Origin of the sequence: Roseobacter litoralis Och 149 (assembly GCF_000154785.2) — a bacterium.
Taxonomy (GTDB): Bacteria; Pseudomonadota; Alphaproteobacteria; order Rhodobacterales; family Rhodobacteraceae; genus Roseobacter; species Roseobacter litoralis.
The window spans coordinates 518,028-533,874 of record NC_015730.1; the positions used below are offsets into that span (position 1 = coordinate 518,028).

At 59.8% G+C, this 15,847-nt stretch carries 16 protein-coding genes; 7 read left to right on the forward strand and 9 right to left on the reverse strand.

Annotated features, from left to right (window positions below; translation table 11 throughout):
• Positions 1 to 23 precede the first annotated feature (23 nt).
• From RLO149_RS02410 to RLO149_RS02440, 7 genes are read left to right on the forward strand one after another with little or no spacing between them, the layout of a single operon-like run.
• Positions 24 to 1,073 (forward strand): ester cyclase, encoded by a 1,050-nt coding sequence (locus RLO149_RS02410; RefSeq protein WP_013960458.1) that lies wholly within the window; start codon positions 24 to 26, stop codon positions 1,071 to 1,073.
• Positions 1,070 to 1,831: an SDR family NAD(P)-dependent oxidoreductase gene (locus RLO149_RS02415; protein WP_013960459.1), complete on the forward strand. Its 762-nt coding sequence runs from the start codon at positions 1,070 to 1,072 to the stop codon at positions 1,829 to 1,831. Before RLO149_RS02410 ends, RLO149_RS02415 begins: the two co-directional genes overlap by 4 nt.
• A 16-nt stretch (positions 1,832 to 1,847) precedes the next feature.
• Complete coding sequence (locus RLO149_RS02420; protein ID WP_013960460.1) at positions 1,848 to 2,864, forward strand: LacI family DNA-binding transcriptional regulator; 1,017 nt, start codon at positions 1,848 to 1,850, stop codon at positions 2,862 to 2,864.
• Positions 2,861 to 3,829: a nuclear transport factor 2 family protein gene (locus RLO149_RS02425; protein ID WP_013960461.1), complete on the forward strand. Its 969-nt coding sequence runs from the start codon at positions 2,861 to 2,863 to the stop codon at positions 3,827 to 3,829. The genes RLO149_RS02420 and RLO149_RS02425 overlap by 4 nt, the downstream gene beginning before the upstream one ends.
• A 36-nt stretch (positions 3,830 to 3,865) precedes the next feature.
• The gene (locus RLO149_RS02430; protein WP_013960462.1) at positions 3,866 to 4,840 is read left to right on the forward strand and encodes a cupin domain-containing protein; all 975 of its coding nucleotides are present in this window, start codon (positions 3,866 to 3,868) and stop codon (positions 4,838 to 4,840) included.
• Positions 4,841 to 4,885: 45 nt separating this feature from the next.
• On the forward strand, positions 4,886 to 6,010 hold the full coding sequence (locus tag RLO149_RS02435) for a cobalamin-independent methionine synthase II family protein (RefSeq protein ID WP_013960463.1): 1,125 nt from the start codon (positions 4,886 to 4,888) through the stop codon (positions 6,008 to 6,010).
• Positions 6,010 to 6,705: an RraA family protein gene (locus tag RLO149_RS02440; protein WP_013960464.1), complete on the forward strand. Its 696-nt coding sequence runs from the start codon at positions 6,010 to 6,012 to the stop codon at positions 6,703 to 6,705. The genes RLO149_RS02435 and RLO149_RS02440 overlap by 1 nt, the downstream gene beginning before the upstream one ends.
• A 7-nt stretch (positions 6,706 to 6,712) precedes the next feature.
• On the opposite strand, the gene RLO149_RS02445 is transcribed toward RLO149_RS02440, so the two are convergent.
• The 9 genes from RLO149_RS02445 to RLO149_RS02485 all read right to left on the reverse strand — a co-directional run bounded on the left by RLO149_RS02445 (position 6,713) and on the right by RLO149_RS02485 (position 15,746).
• Positions 6,713 to 7,954 (reverse strand): mandelate racemase/muconate lactonizing enzyme family protein, encoded by a 1,242-nt coding sequence (locus RLO149_RS02445; protein WP_013960465.1) that lies wholly within the window; start codon positions 7,952 to 7,954, stop codon positions 6,713 to 6,715.
• A 24-nt stretch (positions 7,955 to 7,978) separates the two neighbouring features.
• Positions 7,979 to 9,070 (reverse strand): Zn-dependent alcohol dehydrogenase, encoded by a 1,092-nt coding sequence (locus tag RLO149_RS02450; protein WP_013960466.1) that lies wholly within the window; start codon positions 9,068 to 9,070, stop codon positions 7,979 to 7,981.
• A gap of 101 nt (positions 9,071 to 9,171) precedes the next feature.
• Positions 9,172 to 10,377 (reverse strand): TCR/Tet family MFS transporter, encoded by a 1,206-nt coding sequence (locus RLO149_RS02455; RefSeq protein WP_013960467.1) that lies wholly within the window; start codon positions 10,375 to 10,377, stop codon positions 9,172 to 9,174.
• On the reverse strand, positions 10,374 to 11,705 hold the full coding sequence (locus RLO149_RS02460; RefSeq protein WP_013960468.1) for a lyase family protein: 1,332 nt from the start codon (positions 11,703 to 11,705) through the stop codon (positions 10,374 to 10,376). Before RLO149_RS02460 ends, RLO149_RS02455 begins: the two co-directional genes overlap by 4 nt.
• Positions 11,706 to 11,708: 3 nt before the next feature.
• The gene (locus RLO149_RS02465) at positions 11,709 to 12,419 is read right to left on the reverse strand and encodes an alpha/beta fold hydrolase (RefSeq protein WP_013960469.1); all 711 of its coding nucleotides are present in this window, start codon (positions 12,417 to 12,419) and stop codon (positions 11,709 to 11,711) included.
• A complete protein-coding gene (gene pcaD, locus RLO149_RS02470; protein ID WP_013960470.1) occupies positions 12,412 to 13,215 on the reverse strand; it encodes a 3-oxoadipate enol-lactonase in 804 nt (267 codons plus the stop codon). The genes RLO149_RS02465 and pcaD overlap by 8 nt, the downstream gene beginning before the upstream one ends.
• A gap of 40 nt (positions 13,216 to 13,255) precedes the next feature.
• Positions 13,256 to 14,239, reverse strand: coding sequence for a threonine ammonia-lyase (locus RLO149_RS02475; RefSeq protein ID WP_013960471.1), 984 nt, complete (start codon positions 14,237 to 14,239; stop codon positions 13,256 to 13,258).
• A complete protein-coding gene (locus RLO149_RS02480) occupies positions 14,236 to 15,060 on the reverse strand; it encodes an alpha/beta fold hydrolase (protein WP_013960472.1) in 825 nt (274 codons plus the stop codon). Before RLO149_RS02480 ends, RLO149_RS02475 begins: the two co-directional genes overlap by 4 nt.
• Positions 15,060 to 15,746: a haloacid dehalogenase type II gene (locus RLO149_RS02485; RefSeq protein WP_013960473.1), complete on the reverse strand. Its 687-nt coding sequence runs from the start codon at positions 15,744 to 15,746 to the stop codon at positions 15,060 to 15,062. The genes RLO149_RS02480 and RLO149_RS02485 overlap by 1 nt, the downstream gene beginning before the upstream one ends.
• Between the last annotated feature and the right edge of the window lie 101 nt (positions 15,747 to 15,847).

Consider the following 15,847-nt stretch of genomic DNA (forward strand, 5'->3'; position numbering starts at 1 on the left):
AAACGGATGAGGACCCAAGCCCGGTGAGCGATACGCACAGCGATAACAAATCACGCCTCGCACCGGTTCGGGCTGCGATGTATGATTTTGATGTTGAAGGCCTGCGCGCGGCGCTGCACGCGATATGCGCAACCGACGCCGTGTTCCGGCTGGCCTTTCCGTTTGAAACGACGCTTGGTGTCGACGCCTTCATCGACAAAGCCTATCTGCCGTTGCTGCGCGCGGTGCCCGATCTGGAACGGCGTGACACCATCGTGATGGCGGGGCCAACACCGGAAGGGGCAAATTGGGTCGGATGCGGTGGCTATTACACCGGCACCTTCAGCGCGCCGTGGATGGATATCCCGGCGACAGGGCATATGATGCACATGCGGTTCCACGAATTCTACCGGATAGAAAACGGCCACGTCGTCGAGCTTCAGGCGCTTTGGGATATACCGGAACTGATGATGCAGGCGGGGGCCTGGCCCTTGTCGCCGTCGCTTGGTCGGGAATGGCATGTGCCGGGGCCTGCGACCTGTGACGGGATCGTGCCGGGGCCTTACGACGCATCAGCGGGGGCTGCGACCTGCAAACATATCATCGACATGCTGGAACACTTGATGCGCCACCCCGGTCAGGGCGGTCCCGAAGTGATGGAGATGGACCGTTTCTGGCACCCGAAAATGTCATGGTACGGCCCTGCTGGTATCGGGACGGCACGCGGTCAGCGCGGGTTCAGGCATTGGCATCAAATCCCGTTCCTGAACGCCATGCCGGATCGCGGACGGCACGTTGATGAAATTGAATGTCACTTCTTTGGGGATCGGAACTATGCGGCTGTGACGGGCTGGCCGGATATGTATCAGTCGATCACCAACGCAGGGTGGCTCGGTATCGCCCCGTCGGGCAAGAAGATCGCCATGCGCAGCCTTGATTTCTGGCGTGTGGAAAAGGGGCTGATCCGGGAGAATTGGGTTTTGGTTGACCTGTTGCACGTGTACGATCAGATCGGCGTCGATGTCTTTGCGCGCATGCGGGAATTCAACAAGGCGCGCGCAGGCTTTGATCTGCAGACAGGAGTGGCGCTGTGACGAAACTACCGACAACCCCTGCCTTTGACCTCGCAGGCAAACGTGCTTTGGTGACGGGCGCATCCTCCGGGATCGGTCTGGGCTGTGCCGTTGCTCTCGCAGAGGCGGGGGCGCATGTGGTTTGCGCAGCCCGGCGGGTTGAACCTTTGCAAAATGCGGTGACAGCGATCAAGGCGGCGGGTCTGTCGGCACAGGCCAGCCCACTTGATCAAACCGATCTGGAGGCGCTGGCGAGCGTGTTCAGTGATCCTTTTGATGTCGTGATCAATTCAGCCGGGCTTGCGCGACACGCACCGGCGGTTGAGACCACGCCCGAAGACTACGACGCGGTGATGAACATCAACCTGCGCAGTGCTTACTTTTTGTCAGCCTATGCGGCGCGAGCCTTGCAGGATGCGGGCAGGGCCGGGTCGATCATCCATATCTCCAGCCAGATGGGCCATGTGGGGGGCATTGAGCGTGCGGTCTATTGTGCCTCCAAACACGCGCTGGAGGGGATGGTGAAATCCATGGCGATCGAATGGGGCAAATCCGACATCCGCATCAATACGATCTGCCCGACCTTCATCCGCACGCCGCTGACAAAGGTGACGTTCGATGATCCCGAACGCCTTGCGTGGATCATGGACAAGATCAAACTGCCCCGCGTGGGCGAGGTCGAAGACATCATGGGGGCTGCGGTCTTTCTGGCGTCTGATGCTTCTGCGATGGTGACGGGAACGTCGATGCTGATCGACGGGGGCTGGACTGCAGGGTGAGGGGGGCGCGCGCATAATGGGCAAGGTGACGGCTCTGGATGTGGCGGAAAAGGCCGGTGTCAGCCGTTCCGCCGTAAGCCGCGTCTATACGCCGGGCGCATCGGTCAGTGCAGCGACCCGCGACAAGGTGCGCAAAGCCGCCTCTGATCTGGGATACCGGCCCAATGTGCTGGCGCGGGCGATGAACACAGGACGCAGCCGTATTATCGGGCTGGTGGTGGCTTACCTCGAAAACCAGTTCTACCCCGAAGCCATTGAACGGCTGTCAAAGTCATTGCAGGGCGAAGGCTATCATGTGCTCGTCTTCATGGCGTCCAATGACAGCGCCGCAACCCAGGCGGTGATCGACGAATTGCTGGATTATCAGGTCGATGGGATCATTGCCGCCTCGGTCGGCCTGTCCAACGATCTGACGCAGCGCTGTGAGGGCTTGGGCATCCCCATCGTCCTGTTCAACCGCCACCAGTATGACGCGCGGCTGACGTCGGTGACGTCTGATAACATGGCGGGGGGGCGCAAACTGGCCGCGTTTCTCGTCGCCGGGGGCCACACGCGCATCGGTTTTATTGCCGGCTGGGAAGGGGCCTCAACCCAGATCGACCGCGAGGCAGGTTTTGTCGAAGGGCTGAAGGAGGCCGGGCAGACCCTTTTTGCGCGCGGCATCGGCAATTTCAATTTTGAGCAGGCCAAAGATGCCGCACGGGCGATGTTTGACACGGCCGAGCGTCCTGATGCGGTCTTTGTGGCCAATGATCACATGGCCTTTGCGGTGATGGATGTGCTGCGTTTTGAACTTGGCTTGCGTATCCCCGACGACGTGTCCGTTGTGGGCTATGACGATGTGACCCTTGCGCATTGGCCAAGTTACAGCCTTACAACGGTCCGCCAACCCGCAAACCGTATGGTGGCCGAGACAACGCAGGCCCTGCTGGACCGTCTGTCCGGTGCCGATGATGTCCCGCGCCGTATCGTGCTGGATGGCCCTTTAATGATCCGCGGCTCCGCCCGCAAACCCAAGGAAAATGCGCAATGAAAGGCTTCGATCCGAAGTTCAAAGACTTTCCCGGTTACATCATCGGGATCACTAAGGAAATCTGGGAAGATCGCGGGATCGCGACGCTGCACCAGTACTATTCGGATGATATCGTCGTCCGCTCGCCCGCCTCTGTTGTGATTGGCAATCAAAAGGTCATTGGCGCGACCATGGCGACGCTGGCCGAATTCCCGGACCGCACGCTGCTGGGCGAAGATGTGATCTGGTCTGGCACGCCGGAGGAGGGCATGTTGTCCTCCCACCGCCTGCTGAGCACGGCGACGCATGCGCATGACGGTGTCTATGGCAAAGCGACAGGCAAAAAACTGACCTACCGGATTTTGGCGGATTGTCATGCGATCAACAACCAGATCAATGATGAATGGCTCATTCGGGATCAGGGTGCGATCGTGCGCCAGTTGGGCTGGGACGCCAAAGCCTATGCCACCGACCTGATCGAAAGGGAAGGCGGGCCGCAGGCCTGCGTGCAACCCCTGTCACCTGCGACGGACCAGCCCGGCCCCTATAAAGGGCGCGGCAATGACAACGAATGGGGCGCAAAATACGGCGATATCCTGACCCGCATCATGGGGGCGGATATGGCGGTGATCCCGCAGGTCTATGACCGTGCGGTGCAGGTCGAATACCCCGGCGGATATACCGGCCACAGCCACGGTGATGTGGATCAGTTCTGGATGGGGCTGCGCGCGTCTTTCCCTGATGCGGTGTTTCAGATCGACCATCAGATCGGGCGCGAAGACCCGCAGATGCCGCCCCGCGCGGCCCTGCGCTGGTCCCTGACGGGCAAGCATTCGGGCTGGGGCGCGTTTGGCGCGCCGACAGGTGCGGATGTTTATCTGCTGGGGATATGCCACGCCGAATTCGGCCCGTGGGGCCTGCGCCGGGAATACGTGATCTATGACGAGACGACCGTCTGGAAGCAAATATTGCTGCATACCGGATAGGTCGATCGCAATGTTCAGGATGAAAGAGAAAACGCTATGACCCCTGCTGAAATGGAACGCCGTATTGTCCGCTATGGTAATCTGAAACCCTGCAAGACGGCCTTTATAGACGCCCATACGCCCGGCTCTGATCAGAAAGAGAACTTCACCATCATCGGGGGTGGCGTGTCAGAATCGCCGGATCAGCATGTGCATATCTCCATCCCGCATGGGTTCAACATCGGCGCCGCAGGGCAGCCGCCCAAATGCCGCAACAGCCTGCACAGCCACCGCACAGCCGAAGTGTTTTTTGTGCTGTCGGGGCGTTGGCGATTTTTCTGGGGACGCTGGGGCGATGCGGGCGAGGTGACGCTGGAACCGGGCGATATCTTCAATATCCCCACGGGTATCTTTCGCGGGTTTGAGAACATCGGCAATGACTACGGGATGATCATGGCGATCCTCGGGGGGGATGATGCAGGCGGGGGGGTCATCTGGGCCCCGCAGGTGATCGAGGATGCAGCCGATCACGGGTTGGTCCTGTCGCAAGAGGGCAAGCTTTATGACACCAAAAAAGGCCAGGCACTGCCCGACGGGATAGACCCCATGCCGGTGCTGACGGCGCAGGAACTTGCCGCCTTTCCCGAACCGGAAAGCGCAGACGTCGTGCCAAACCATGTTGCGCGGTACTGGGATATGGTGGCCCTCGCGGATCGCGCCCCTGCGAAAGTCATTGGTGAGACAGGCATGTTGCCGGACAAGCCGGGCTTTGAGGTTGATTTCGTCACCCGCGCCTCGGCGAGCGGTGCGATGCATCAGCACAATAAACCATCGGTCTTGATGCCGGTGCGGGGGCATTGGCGTGTGGATTGGGACGGCGGCAGTGCGACGCTCGCGCCGGGCGACACGATGTCTGTGCCCGAAAACCTGATGCACCGCGCACAACCGTCCATGACGGGGGATGCCAGCCTGTTTCACGTCATCGCGACCGAGGATCAGGCGGGGCCGACGTGGGTGGCACAGGCCGGGTAATCGCACAGCGCAGGTGCCCGGCGTGGCGCAAAAAGGGAGAGTAACGTGACCAAGACAACACATGTGGGCAGCCTGCCGCGCAGTCAGGAAGTGGTGGATTTCATCTTCGCCCGTGAACGCGGCGAAACCTATGATGCCAGCGCTTTTGATGCTGCGATGACGCGCGCGGTCTCCGAAACCGTGGCAAAACAGGTCAAGGCGGGCGTGAACATCGTCAGTGATGGCGAAACGTCGAAGATTTCCTATGCGACTTACGTCAAGGACCGCTACACCGGGTTTTCCGGGGACAGTCCGCGCAATGCGCCCGCTGATCTCAAGCAGTTCCCGACCTTTCTAAAGCGGCTCGCGGATGATGGCGGCACGCCGAAATACGCCCGTCCCATGTGCACCGGTGAGGTGAAACCCAAAGGGCAGGGCGAGCTGCAAAAGGACATCGCAAACCTAAAATCTGCCATGGCGCAGCAGGGGGTAACGCGCGGGTTCATGAATGCGGCCTCGCCCGGTGTGATTTCACTGTTCTTGCAGAATGCGCATTATGCGACACGTGACGCTTATCTCGCGGCACTTGCCGATGCGATGCGCGATGAATACGAAACGATTGTTGCATCCGGTCTTGATCTGCAGCTGGATTGCCCGGACCTCGCGCTGTCGCGCCATATGCTGTTCAATGACCTGTCAGACGCGGAGTTCGTCAAGATCGCCGCAAGCCACGTCGAGGCGTTGAACCATGCGCTGGCGAATGTGCCGCAGGACAGGGTTCGCATCCACATCTGTTGGGGTAATTACGAGGGCCCGCATGTTTGCGACATCGGCATGGACAAGGTGTTTGATACCTTGATATCCGCCAAGGCGAAATACCTGCTGTTTGAGACGTCAAACCCGCGTCATGCGCATGAATGGACAGTGTTTCGCGACCGCAAGTCAGACATACCGGACGACAAGGTGCTGGTGCCGGGGGTTGTCGATACCACAACCAATTTTGTCGAACATCCGGAGGTGGTCGCGCAGCGGATCGAGCGGTTTACGCCCATAGTGGGTGCCGATCGGGTGATTGCGGGGTCCGATTGCGGCTTTGGTACCTTTGCGGGGTTTGGGGCGGTGGACCCGGACATCGCTTTTGCGAAGCTGGCGGCCTTGTCAGAGGGGGCCGCGATTGCGGCAGCGCGCTGATGGATGCGGCGCTGCTCAAGCTGCTGACAGAGGTGGACACCCCCACGGTCTGCAACGCCATCGAAGTGGCGCAGGGCAAGCGTGGTTTCAACGCGTTCACCCGGCAAACCATGATCGCCTCGCATCCAGATGCCCCGGCAATGGTCGGTTTTGCGCGCACGGCCCGCATCAAAGCGGTGGAACCGCCAAGCGAAGCGCCCGAGGTGATCAAAGCGCGGCGCATGGCCTATTACAAACATATGGCGACGGGGCCGCGGCCTGCGGTAGCTGTAGTGCAGGATCTGGATGTGCCAAATGCCATCGGGGCCTATTGGGGTGAGATCAACACGAATATCCACAAAAGCTTTGGTCTTGCGGGCACGCTGACCGACGGTGTGATGCGGGACCTTGGCGATATGCCAGAGGGATATCCGGTTGTCGCAGGCTCCATCGGGCCGAGCCATGGGTTCGTGCATGTGGTCGATATCGCAGAGCCAGTGGAGATCTTTGGCCTGAGCGTTGCGGACGGCGATCTGGTGCATGCGGATCGTCATGGCGCGCTTGTCATCCCGCCGGATGTGATCCCTGATCTGGCAGGGGCGATTGCCACGCTCATGCGCTCCGAGCGGATCATATTCGACGCGGTGAAAGGCAGACGCTTGAGTTTTGAGGACTTCGAAGATGTCTGGGCCGCGTTCGAGGCCGCACGAACCTAATCTGGTCCTAATCCATTTTGCCATCCGGCGTGGGCGCGCCCCCCTGAAAATTATTGCCATTCACGTAATCACAAGGCGCTTCACGCATCTCAAGGTGCAGAGCGTCCTGATTATATGGATGCGTGCGGGCCAATTCTTCGTTAACGTCGATGCCCAGACCGGGCGTCTCCGGCGGCGTGACAAAGCCGCCTTCGACCCGGATTGCGCCTTTGATCAGCGCGTCATGGAAGGGCGTTTCGATACACTCCGCCATCAGCACATTGGGAATGGACGCCGCCAGATGGATGTTGGCGGCCCATTCAACCGGCCCTGCATAAAGATGCGGTGCCATTTGTGCATTATAGACCTCCGCCATGGCGGCGACCTTTTTCATCTCCCAGATGCCGCCCGCACGCCCCAATGCGGGTTGCAGGATCGTCGCCGCACCCGCGCGCAGCACAGGGGCGAACTCGGCCTTGGTCGTCAGCCTTTCGCCGGTCGCCACGGGAATTCGGACAGCGCGCGCAACTTTCGCCATCTCCTCAACAGCGTCAGGCGGTATCGGCTCTTCAAACCACAGCGGGCTATAGGGTTCCAGCGCCTGACCCAGACGGATCGCCCCGGCGGTGCTGAACTGACCATGGGTGCCAAAAAGCAGGTCCGCCCGGTCGCCCACAGCGTCACGAATGGCTTTGCAAAAGGCCACGGACAGCGCGATATCGCGCATCGAAGGCATGTGCCCGCCGCGCATCGTGTAGGGGCCTGCAGGGTCGAATTTGAGCGCGGTGTAACCTTTCTCAACCATCGCAACGGCGGTTTCAGCGGCCATTTCCGGAGAGCTCCAGAAAGCTGACGGATCATGATGCGCCAGCGGATAAAGATAGGTGTAGGCGCGGATGCGATCGTTCATGCGACCGCCCAGAAGGGCATAAACAGGGCGTTCACGCGCCTTGCCCAGAATGTCCCAACAGGCGATTTCCAACCCGGAAAATGCGCCGATGACCGTCAGATCGGGACGCTGCGTGAAACCGGAAGAATAGGCGCGGCGGAACATGAGTTCTATGTTTTCGGGGTTCTCGCCTGCCATGTGGCGGGCAAAGACATCCTCGATCACGGCGCGCATCGCGACGGGTCCGACGCTTGAGGCATAGCATTCGCCCCAGCCGGTGATGCCGTTGTCCGTGGTCACCTTCACCAAAATCCAGTATCGCCCGCCCCAGCCGGGCGCCGGTGGGGCTGTAACGATAACGTCGAGGTCTTTCAGCTTCATTTCTGTTCCCTCTTGGCTGACCCGCTAGGTGTCGAACACGATCACATTGCGTCGCGCGGCACCCGCCTTGGTATCTGCAATCGCCTCGTTGATCTGATCCAAAGACCAGCGTCCCGAGATCAGCTCATCCAGTTTCAAACGCCCCTGCAGATAAAGGTCGACCATCCAGGGGATATCCCGTTGGATCACCACATCACCCATTTTTGAACCGATCATCCCCTGACCCACTGCGGCCAAGACAACCGGTTCATAGCTGGATTTGGCGCCGGAATGCGGCATACCGACCATCACAACTTTACCCCCGGATGCAAGATAACGGGGGGCTTGATCGTAGGCGGGGATCGCACCGACAGTGACGATGACGGCGTCCGCACCGCGCCCGCCCAAGGCCTCAAATGCCGCGCGCCACGGTTTGTCTGTTGTGCCCAGAACGCCGTGTGTCGCGCCGAAATCCTTGGCTGTTTCCAGCTTGTCTTCGCTCATGTCGACAGCCACGATGCGGCGCGCCCCGGCGATCCGCGCCCCTTGTATCGCGTTCAATCCGACACCTCCGGCACCAATGACAACGACGTCCTGCCCGGCGCGCAGGCCCGCAGCGTTCACCACGGCCCCCACACCTGTAATGACGCCGCACGCGATCAGGCTGGCCGCGTCCTTGGGCACAGTAGGGTCAATTCGCACGACCTGATTTTGATCAACAACGACTTTTTCAGCAAAACCTCCGGTGGCCATCGCCTGATGCAGCCTGCCCCCGTCAGCGGTTGTGATCGGCCCCGCATCCCCGTCATAGGGTGTGTCGCAGAGCGTCGGTTTGCCGCCTGCACAGCTACAGCAGGTGCCACAGGCACGGATCAAAGTCACGACAACGCTGTCGCCGAGGTTCAAGCCTGTAATGCCAGAGCCCAGGGCACTGACGCGCCCGGCTGCTTCATGTCCATAGACGGCTGGTAGCGATCCCCCCCACGCGCCTTGTGCAAATGAAATATCGGAGTGACAAATCGCGACGGCGTCAAGGGTGACTTCGATTTCGCCCCGTTCAGGCGCGCGCAGCAAGATGTCCTCAATCACCAAAGGCGCTGAGAATTCGTGGCACACGGCAGCTTTTACTTTTTGCATGATCTGGTGATGTCCCCGGCGCTTTTCATGACTGTCTGGCCAGCGTTACTAAATGGCGGGTCGTGTGCAAGCCCGAACACGACGAAATCCAACAGTTGTCGTCATGAAAACGACGCGCTTCGTCCGCGCATCACAAAAATGGCCAGACCGATTGCGATCAGTCCAGCCGATAGAATGAAGGGTGCGCCGGGTGCGTATATTGGTGCATCCGGACCGGTGAAGGCTGCAAAAGTGCCGGTCATGACCAGTGGTGACAGGATCATTGCCAGCGCGCTGAGCGAAGTAAGTGCACCTTGTAATTCGCCTTGCGCGTCGGGTCCGACAGATTTGGACATGATACCTTGCAGGGCGGGTGTGATCACCGCGGCGAGGGCGGCAAGCGGCGTCAGGATGAGGGCGACGGTGCCGCTGGTGACAAAGGCGAGGGCCAAAAACGCACAGATATCAAAGATATGGCCGTACACGACCGTGCCACGCGCGCCCAGCAGACGCATGACGGGCCGGATCAGACCGCCCTGCACGATGGCCATCATGATGCCGAACAGCGCAAGGCTCAGCCCGATGGTCGCAGGTTCCCAGCCAAAACGCTCCTTCCCGAAAAAAGACCAAATCGCGGGGTAAACGGCGAATGCCACCTGATAGAGAAAAAACACGATCAGGAAAGGCCCCAGCGCGTGCAGCTTGCTGAGGTGGCGAAAACTGCCGAAAGGGTTGGCGCGTCGCCACTCGAAAGGGCGCCGTTTGCTGGTGGGCAGTGTCTCCTTGAGCACGAAATAGCCGAATATTGCATTCAGCCCGGCGCAGGCGGCGGCGGCATAAAACGGGGCGCGGGTCCCGAATTCCGCCAGCAGGCCGCCAATCAACGGGCCAAGCACAAAGCCGACGCCAAAGGCGGCACCGATCAGGCCGAAATTTGCGGCCCGGTCTTCGGGGGCAGAAATGTCCGCCATATAGGCGTTCGCCGTTGCCTGCGTTGCAGCCGTCACCCCGCCGATCATGCGCCCGATCAGCAACAGCCAGATGCTGCCGGCCAGCGCCATGACAAGGTAATCCAGCATCATCACAACCAGTGACACCAGCAGTACAGGCCTGCGTCCAAAGCGATCAGACAGCCCGCCGATCACAGGCCCAAAGAAGAACTGCATGACCGCAAATGCAGTGGCCAATATCCCGCCCCAGAGGGCTGCCGTGCCAAGATCACCCGCGCCAACCTCTTGGAACAGATCGGGCATAACGGGGATGATCAGCCCGATGCCCATCGCATCAATCATCATTGTGATGAGAATGAAAACGACGGCGGGTTTCACTTACCAATGCCTCTGACGCGCGTGACGAAAGCCCGCGCCTCAGTAGCGGCCTGACCAAGCTGAAGCTGACTTTGAAAGAGGCTTGGCGGCAAGTCCGGGTAAGCCGCAAGTGCCAAGGCGGGCAGGGACGTGCCCTCGGCCACTGCTTGGGCACAAAGCGCTTTGGTGGCCGCCTGCGCCGCAGGTCGAGGCATGTCTTTGCTTAAGGCAAAACTCAGCGCTTCGGCGTGGATCAGCCCGTTGCCGGTTTCCAAACCCGCCTGCATCTGCGCTACGTTTGGCTGCATTTCGCCCGCCAGCCTTGTGGCGATCTGCAAGGCTGATGCGGTCGTCAGGACGATCTGTGGCAACAGCATCCACTCGGTAAACCATGCGGTGCCGTCGCGTTGGTGTTGATGCTGCGCGGCGGAGGTCATGCCCGCGCGCAAGGCCGATGACTGGTTGGCAAGGGCCACAAGCGATGTGGCGTCAATCGGGTTTTGCTTTTGCGGCATGGTGGAGGACGTACCGGGGTTGTCAAAACGAACCTCGTCAATCCCACTGGCGGCCAGCCCGTTCAGACAGTTTCCCATACTGCCTAGTATGGCAGATACGTGCCCCAGCCAGTCGCTGATCCGCAACAGGGGCGTGCGATCAGTATGCCACGATCTTTCAGGATCCTGCAGCCCCAGCCCCTCTGCCAGCGCACGGCGTAGTTCAGGGGCCTGCGTGCCCAGTGCGGCGGATGTGCCAGCCGCGCCAGAGAGCGATACGAAAAGGCTCGATTGGCGCAGCCGGGGCAAGGCGCTGAGCGCGTCGGCCAGTGGCATGCCCCATTGCGAGACGACAGCCCCCCAGGTTGTGGGGGTGGCGATCTGCCCATATGTCCGGGCGGCCATGGGTGTCATGCCATGTTTTTCTGCGGCGTCCGCCAGCCGGGACAACAACGCCTGCAGGTCACTTTCCGCAAGCGCCAAGGCCTGACGCAAGCGCAACATCAGTGCTGTGTCGATGATGTCTTGCGATGTGGCACCCCAATGGACGAATTGCGCATGTTCGGGTGCGTTCATCTCAGCGCGAAAAGCATCCACCAGACCGGGGACGCACACGCCGTTCTGCCCTGTGGATGTGGCCAGCGCGCCGGGGTCAATCTGAATTTCAAGCGAGGCGCGATGAATGGCGGCCGCGCTTGTTTCGGGGATGATGCCTAATGTGCCCTGTGCTTTGGCCAATGCGCCTTCAACCAGCAGCATCGCGCGGATCGCGGCGGTGTCTGAAAACAGGCGGCCCGTCTCACCGACGGGAAAGAGTTTACTGTAAAGGGGGCTGTCAAAAACGCTTGCGGCCATCGGTTATCCTCGGATCGCCTGATCAATATGGGTGGCGAGAGTTTCAGGGTCTGAAAAAAATGGAGAATGTCCGCAGTTCATTTGGCGCACAGAGATAGCGGGCCAGTCTTGGGTCATGGTCACCTGAAACTCGGGTGGAATGGTGCGGTCATCCATACAGCGAATGTAGCAGCGGGGCCGTTTTTCAACGGCGGACATGTCAGCCAAAGACACATTCGTCGGTGCAACCGCCTGAGGACAGAGGCGGGACAGGGCAAATTCGACGTCACCCTGCGTGCAGTCGTGATAAAAGATGTCGGGGGCCATCTCAGGGTCGATTGTAAAGCTCAACCCATCTGGTGCCATGCGAACAGCGGGCAGGAGAGGCTGGCGGGGCGCTTTTTTGCGCATCTGGGCAAGGGTCATGCCGTTTTGCGGGACATAGGCACATAGATAGATCAGTTGCGCGATCTGTTCCGGAATGCGCTCTGCCGCCGCTGCGATTGCATAGCCCCCCATCGAGTGGCCAACAAGCGTCGTGTGATCCTTGCAGTTCTCGGCAATGGCACGGGCATAATGATCAAGGGTGACCGCTTCCACAGCTGTTTTATCATCGCCGTGGCTTGGCAGGTCGATGGCGCGTGCAGTGTGACCCTTGGCGCTGAGGTGGGGGATCAATTTGTCCCAGCACCACGCCCCGTGACAAGACCCGTGGATCAGCAAGATATCAGCCATCCGGCCCCGCAGTATGACCGACCTGCTGCAAAAAGCCCGTCAGGACGCGCGCGAATTCCTCGGGTTGTTCAACGCAAGGCAGGTGTCCGGCCTTCCTGATCAGGTGAAACTGACTGCCCGGGATCAGGTCTGTCGTCTCGCGCACGAGGTCAGGGGGCGTTGAGCCATCCTCGGACCCGGCGATGCCCAGCGTCGGCAGACGCAGCCCGCTGGTGGGCGTGAAAAAATCGGTGCCTGAAATGGCGGCTGAACATCCGATATACCCGTTGGCTTCCTGCCGTGTCAGCATGTTGCGCCAAAGCGCAAGTTCGGGCTGGGCGCGAAAGGGGGCTGAAAACCACCGCTCCATCACGGCATCCGCAAGTTTTTCGATGCCCCCGCTTTCAACATCTGCGATCCGTGCATCCCACAACTCTGGCGTGCCGATTTTCGCAGCAGTGTTTGACAGGACCATGGCACGCATCAGGTCGAGCCGTTTGACCGCAAGGCCCTGCGCGATCATCCCGCCAATCGACAGCCCTACGAAGACGCAGTTCGTAACTTGCAAATGATCCAGCAGATTTTCCGCGTCTTTGACAAGCGCACCCATCGCATACCGACCCGGCGGGCAACTCGTCAGCCCATGGCCCCGTTTGTCGTAGCGGATGATGCGCAAGCCGCTTGGTAAAAGCGGCAGAATGGGATCCCAAAGCCGCATATCTGTGCCCAGCGAATTGGCAAAAACAACCGGTGGCCCATCGTCGGGCCCATCCACTCGGTAATGCACTGAGATATCACCAAGCCGCGCCATCTTCATACGCAGCACCCCGTCAGGCGGGTCGAAATGCGCAGGTCGGTCACAAGAGATCACCATATTGGCGTAAGGCCATTTGAAAAACCTCGGCATCGACATTGCCGCCTGAGATCGTAACGATCACTGTGTCGCCGTCAATTTCTGAGGCGTGAAACAAGGCCGATGCCAGTGCAACGGCGCCACCGGGTTCGGCCACGACCTTGAGGTGCGCAAACGCCAAGGCCATGGCGTGCAGTGCTTCGTCATCTGTCACGACAATCCCGGGGCCTGCCAGTTTTTGCAGGATGGGAAAGGTCAGAACGCCCGGTGTGGGAGAGATGATGGCGTCGCAAATACTGCCGGAAGTTTTCGCGTTGCTTAAACGCTCACCGGCAACGAGAGACCGCGCCATATCATCGAAATCGGCAGGTTCTGCAGGGCGCACGCGGTAGCCCGGGGCGTCCGCCTCCAGCGCCAGCGCAATGCCGGAGGCAAATCCCCCACCACCGCAGCAGACGATCACTTCGGCTGTGTCCACCCCCAGCGCTGTCGCCTGTGCTGCGATTTCCAGCCCGGCGGTGCCCTGACCTGCGATCACTTGCGGGTTGTCAAAAGGCTTGATCAGGGTGAGATCGCGCTCCGCTGACAACGCAGCACCGATGGCGTCCCGGTCTTCGCCTGCAACGCGGTCATACAGAACGATCTCCGCACCGAGCAGTTTCGTGTTCTCAATCTTCGTGCGCGGTGCGTCCTGTGGCATAATAATGACCGCAGGGGCGCCAAATTGCCGGGCTGCCAAGGCGATGCCCTGCGCGTGATTGCCGCTCGAATAGGCGATAATGCCCCGTTTGCGCGCATGCGCATCAAGGGCCGAAATTGCGGACAGCGCGCCACGGTATTTGAAGCTGCCGGTGTGTTGCAAGCACTCGGCTTTGATCAAAACACGACGTCCTGCGATTGCGTCGATATTGGGTGAGGACAGCAAGGGCGTGCGCCGCACATGTCCTTCTAGTCTTTGCTCTGCGGCCCGAATTGCGTCGATGTTCACTTGAGCGCCTCAACCCATGTTTGCAGTGCCGCAACCGATTCCGGTTCATCAAGAAACGGCACATGTCCCCGTCCGATCACTGTGGCTGAAATCATCTCCGGGCGACGGTTTTTCATCTCTTTCAGGGTTTCATGCGAAAACAGATCAGAGTTTTCGCCGCGAATACATGCCAGCGGCAGGCCAGACAATGCATCGAAGTAGGGCCAAAGGTCGGGTGCGGCCTGTGCCCCCTGCAATTCCACCGCGTCGCGCAGTTTTGGATCATAGGTAATGTCCAAACCGCTGCCGCTGCGGGTATAGTGTTTGATCGCCTCTTCCATCCACCGGGTCAAAGGAACGTCTGAAAACCCGGTCATGTTCTGCTCAAGCAAACGCGCAGCGGTCAGGTGGCTGACCGCTTTGGGGGCCCGTCCGATATAGCCCATGATGTTATCAAGTCCTTTTGGCTCAATCACCGGCCCGATGTCATTCAGCGCCGCGCCCAAGAGCCGTTCCTTTGCGCCGAAGGCCAGACCCATTGCCAATAGTCCGCCGCGCGACGTCCCCAGGATCGCCACGCGATCCAGCGCCAGATGGTCGAGCAATTCAATCACGTCGCGGGCTTCAATCAAGAGGTTGTAATTCGCCCAGTTTGTGTCCCAATCCGAATTGCCCCGTCCGCGGTAATCAAGTTTGATCAACCGCGTCCCACTGAGGTGCGGTGTCACGTAGGAAAAGTCCTTTGACGTGCGTGTCAGCCCCGACAAACAAAGGATCGGCAAGCCGTCTCCGTCGTCCGTGTAATAGAGGGAAAGCCCGTCTGAGGTTGTGAACTTCGGCATCATATACCTGCAATTTTGGGGATTTTCTGCAAATCATCCAACACATGTTCCGGGCGCCACGGCAACCTGTCTACAGGGTCGTTCGCGCGGTTGACCCATGCGGTTTGAAACCCGTAGCCTGAGGCGCATGCGGCGTCCCAGCCATTGGACGAGACAAAAAGAACCTCATCAAGATCGCCGCCAAACCGCTTGAGCACCAGATCGTAGACCCGCGCATCCGGTTTGAACACGCCTACTGATTCAACCGACAAAGTGTCGTCAAGAAAGGTTTCGATACCTGCTGACTGAACCGCACCGGCAAGCATGTCGGGCGAGCCGTTGGACAGGATTGCTGTGTTCAACCCCGCCTCTTTCAACGTGGCCAACATCAGCGGCACTTCGGGATAGCTCTGAAGTTCCCAGTAGAGCGCCAACAGGCGTTCGCGTAATGCTGTATCCTGCGCGTGCCCGGATTTTTCCAAGGCCCAGTCCAGTCCTTCTTGGGTGATGGTCCAAAAGTCATCATGTGCCCCGACAACAGCGCGCAGCCATGTGTACTGCAATTGTTTCTGCCGCCAGTTTTCAGCCAGAACCGGCCAACTGTCGGCGATATGATTGAAATCAGGTTCAGAGGCCGCCTGTCGCGCGGCTGCAGCGACATCGAAAAGTGTGCCGTAGGCATCAAAAACACATGTCTTAATGGCCATCTGCACATTCCTTTACCGCTATCCCGGTGCAGAGTGTCACGGGCCGCCGCTTTGTAAAAGGGCGAAAAGGACTGGTTTTCGGGTTTACTGATCTCCAAGAG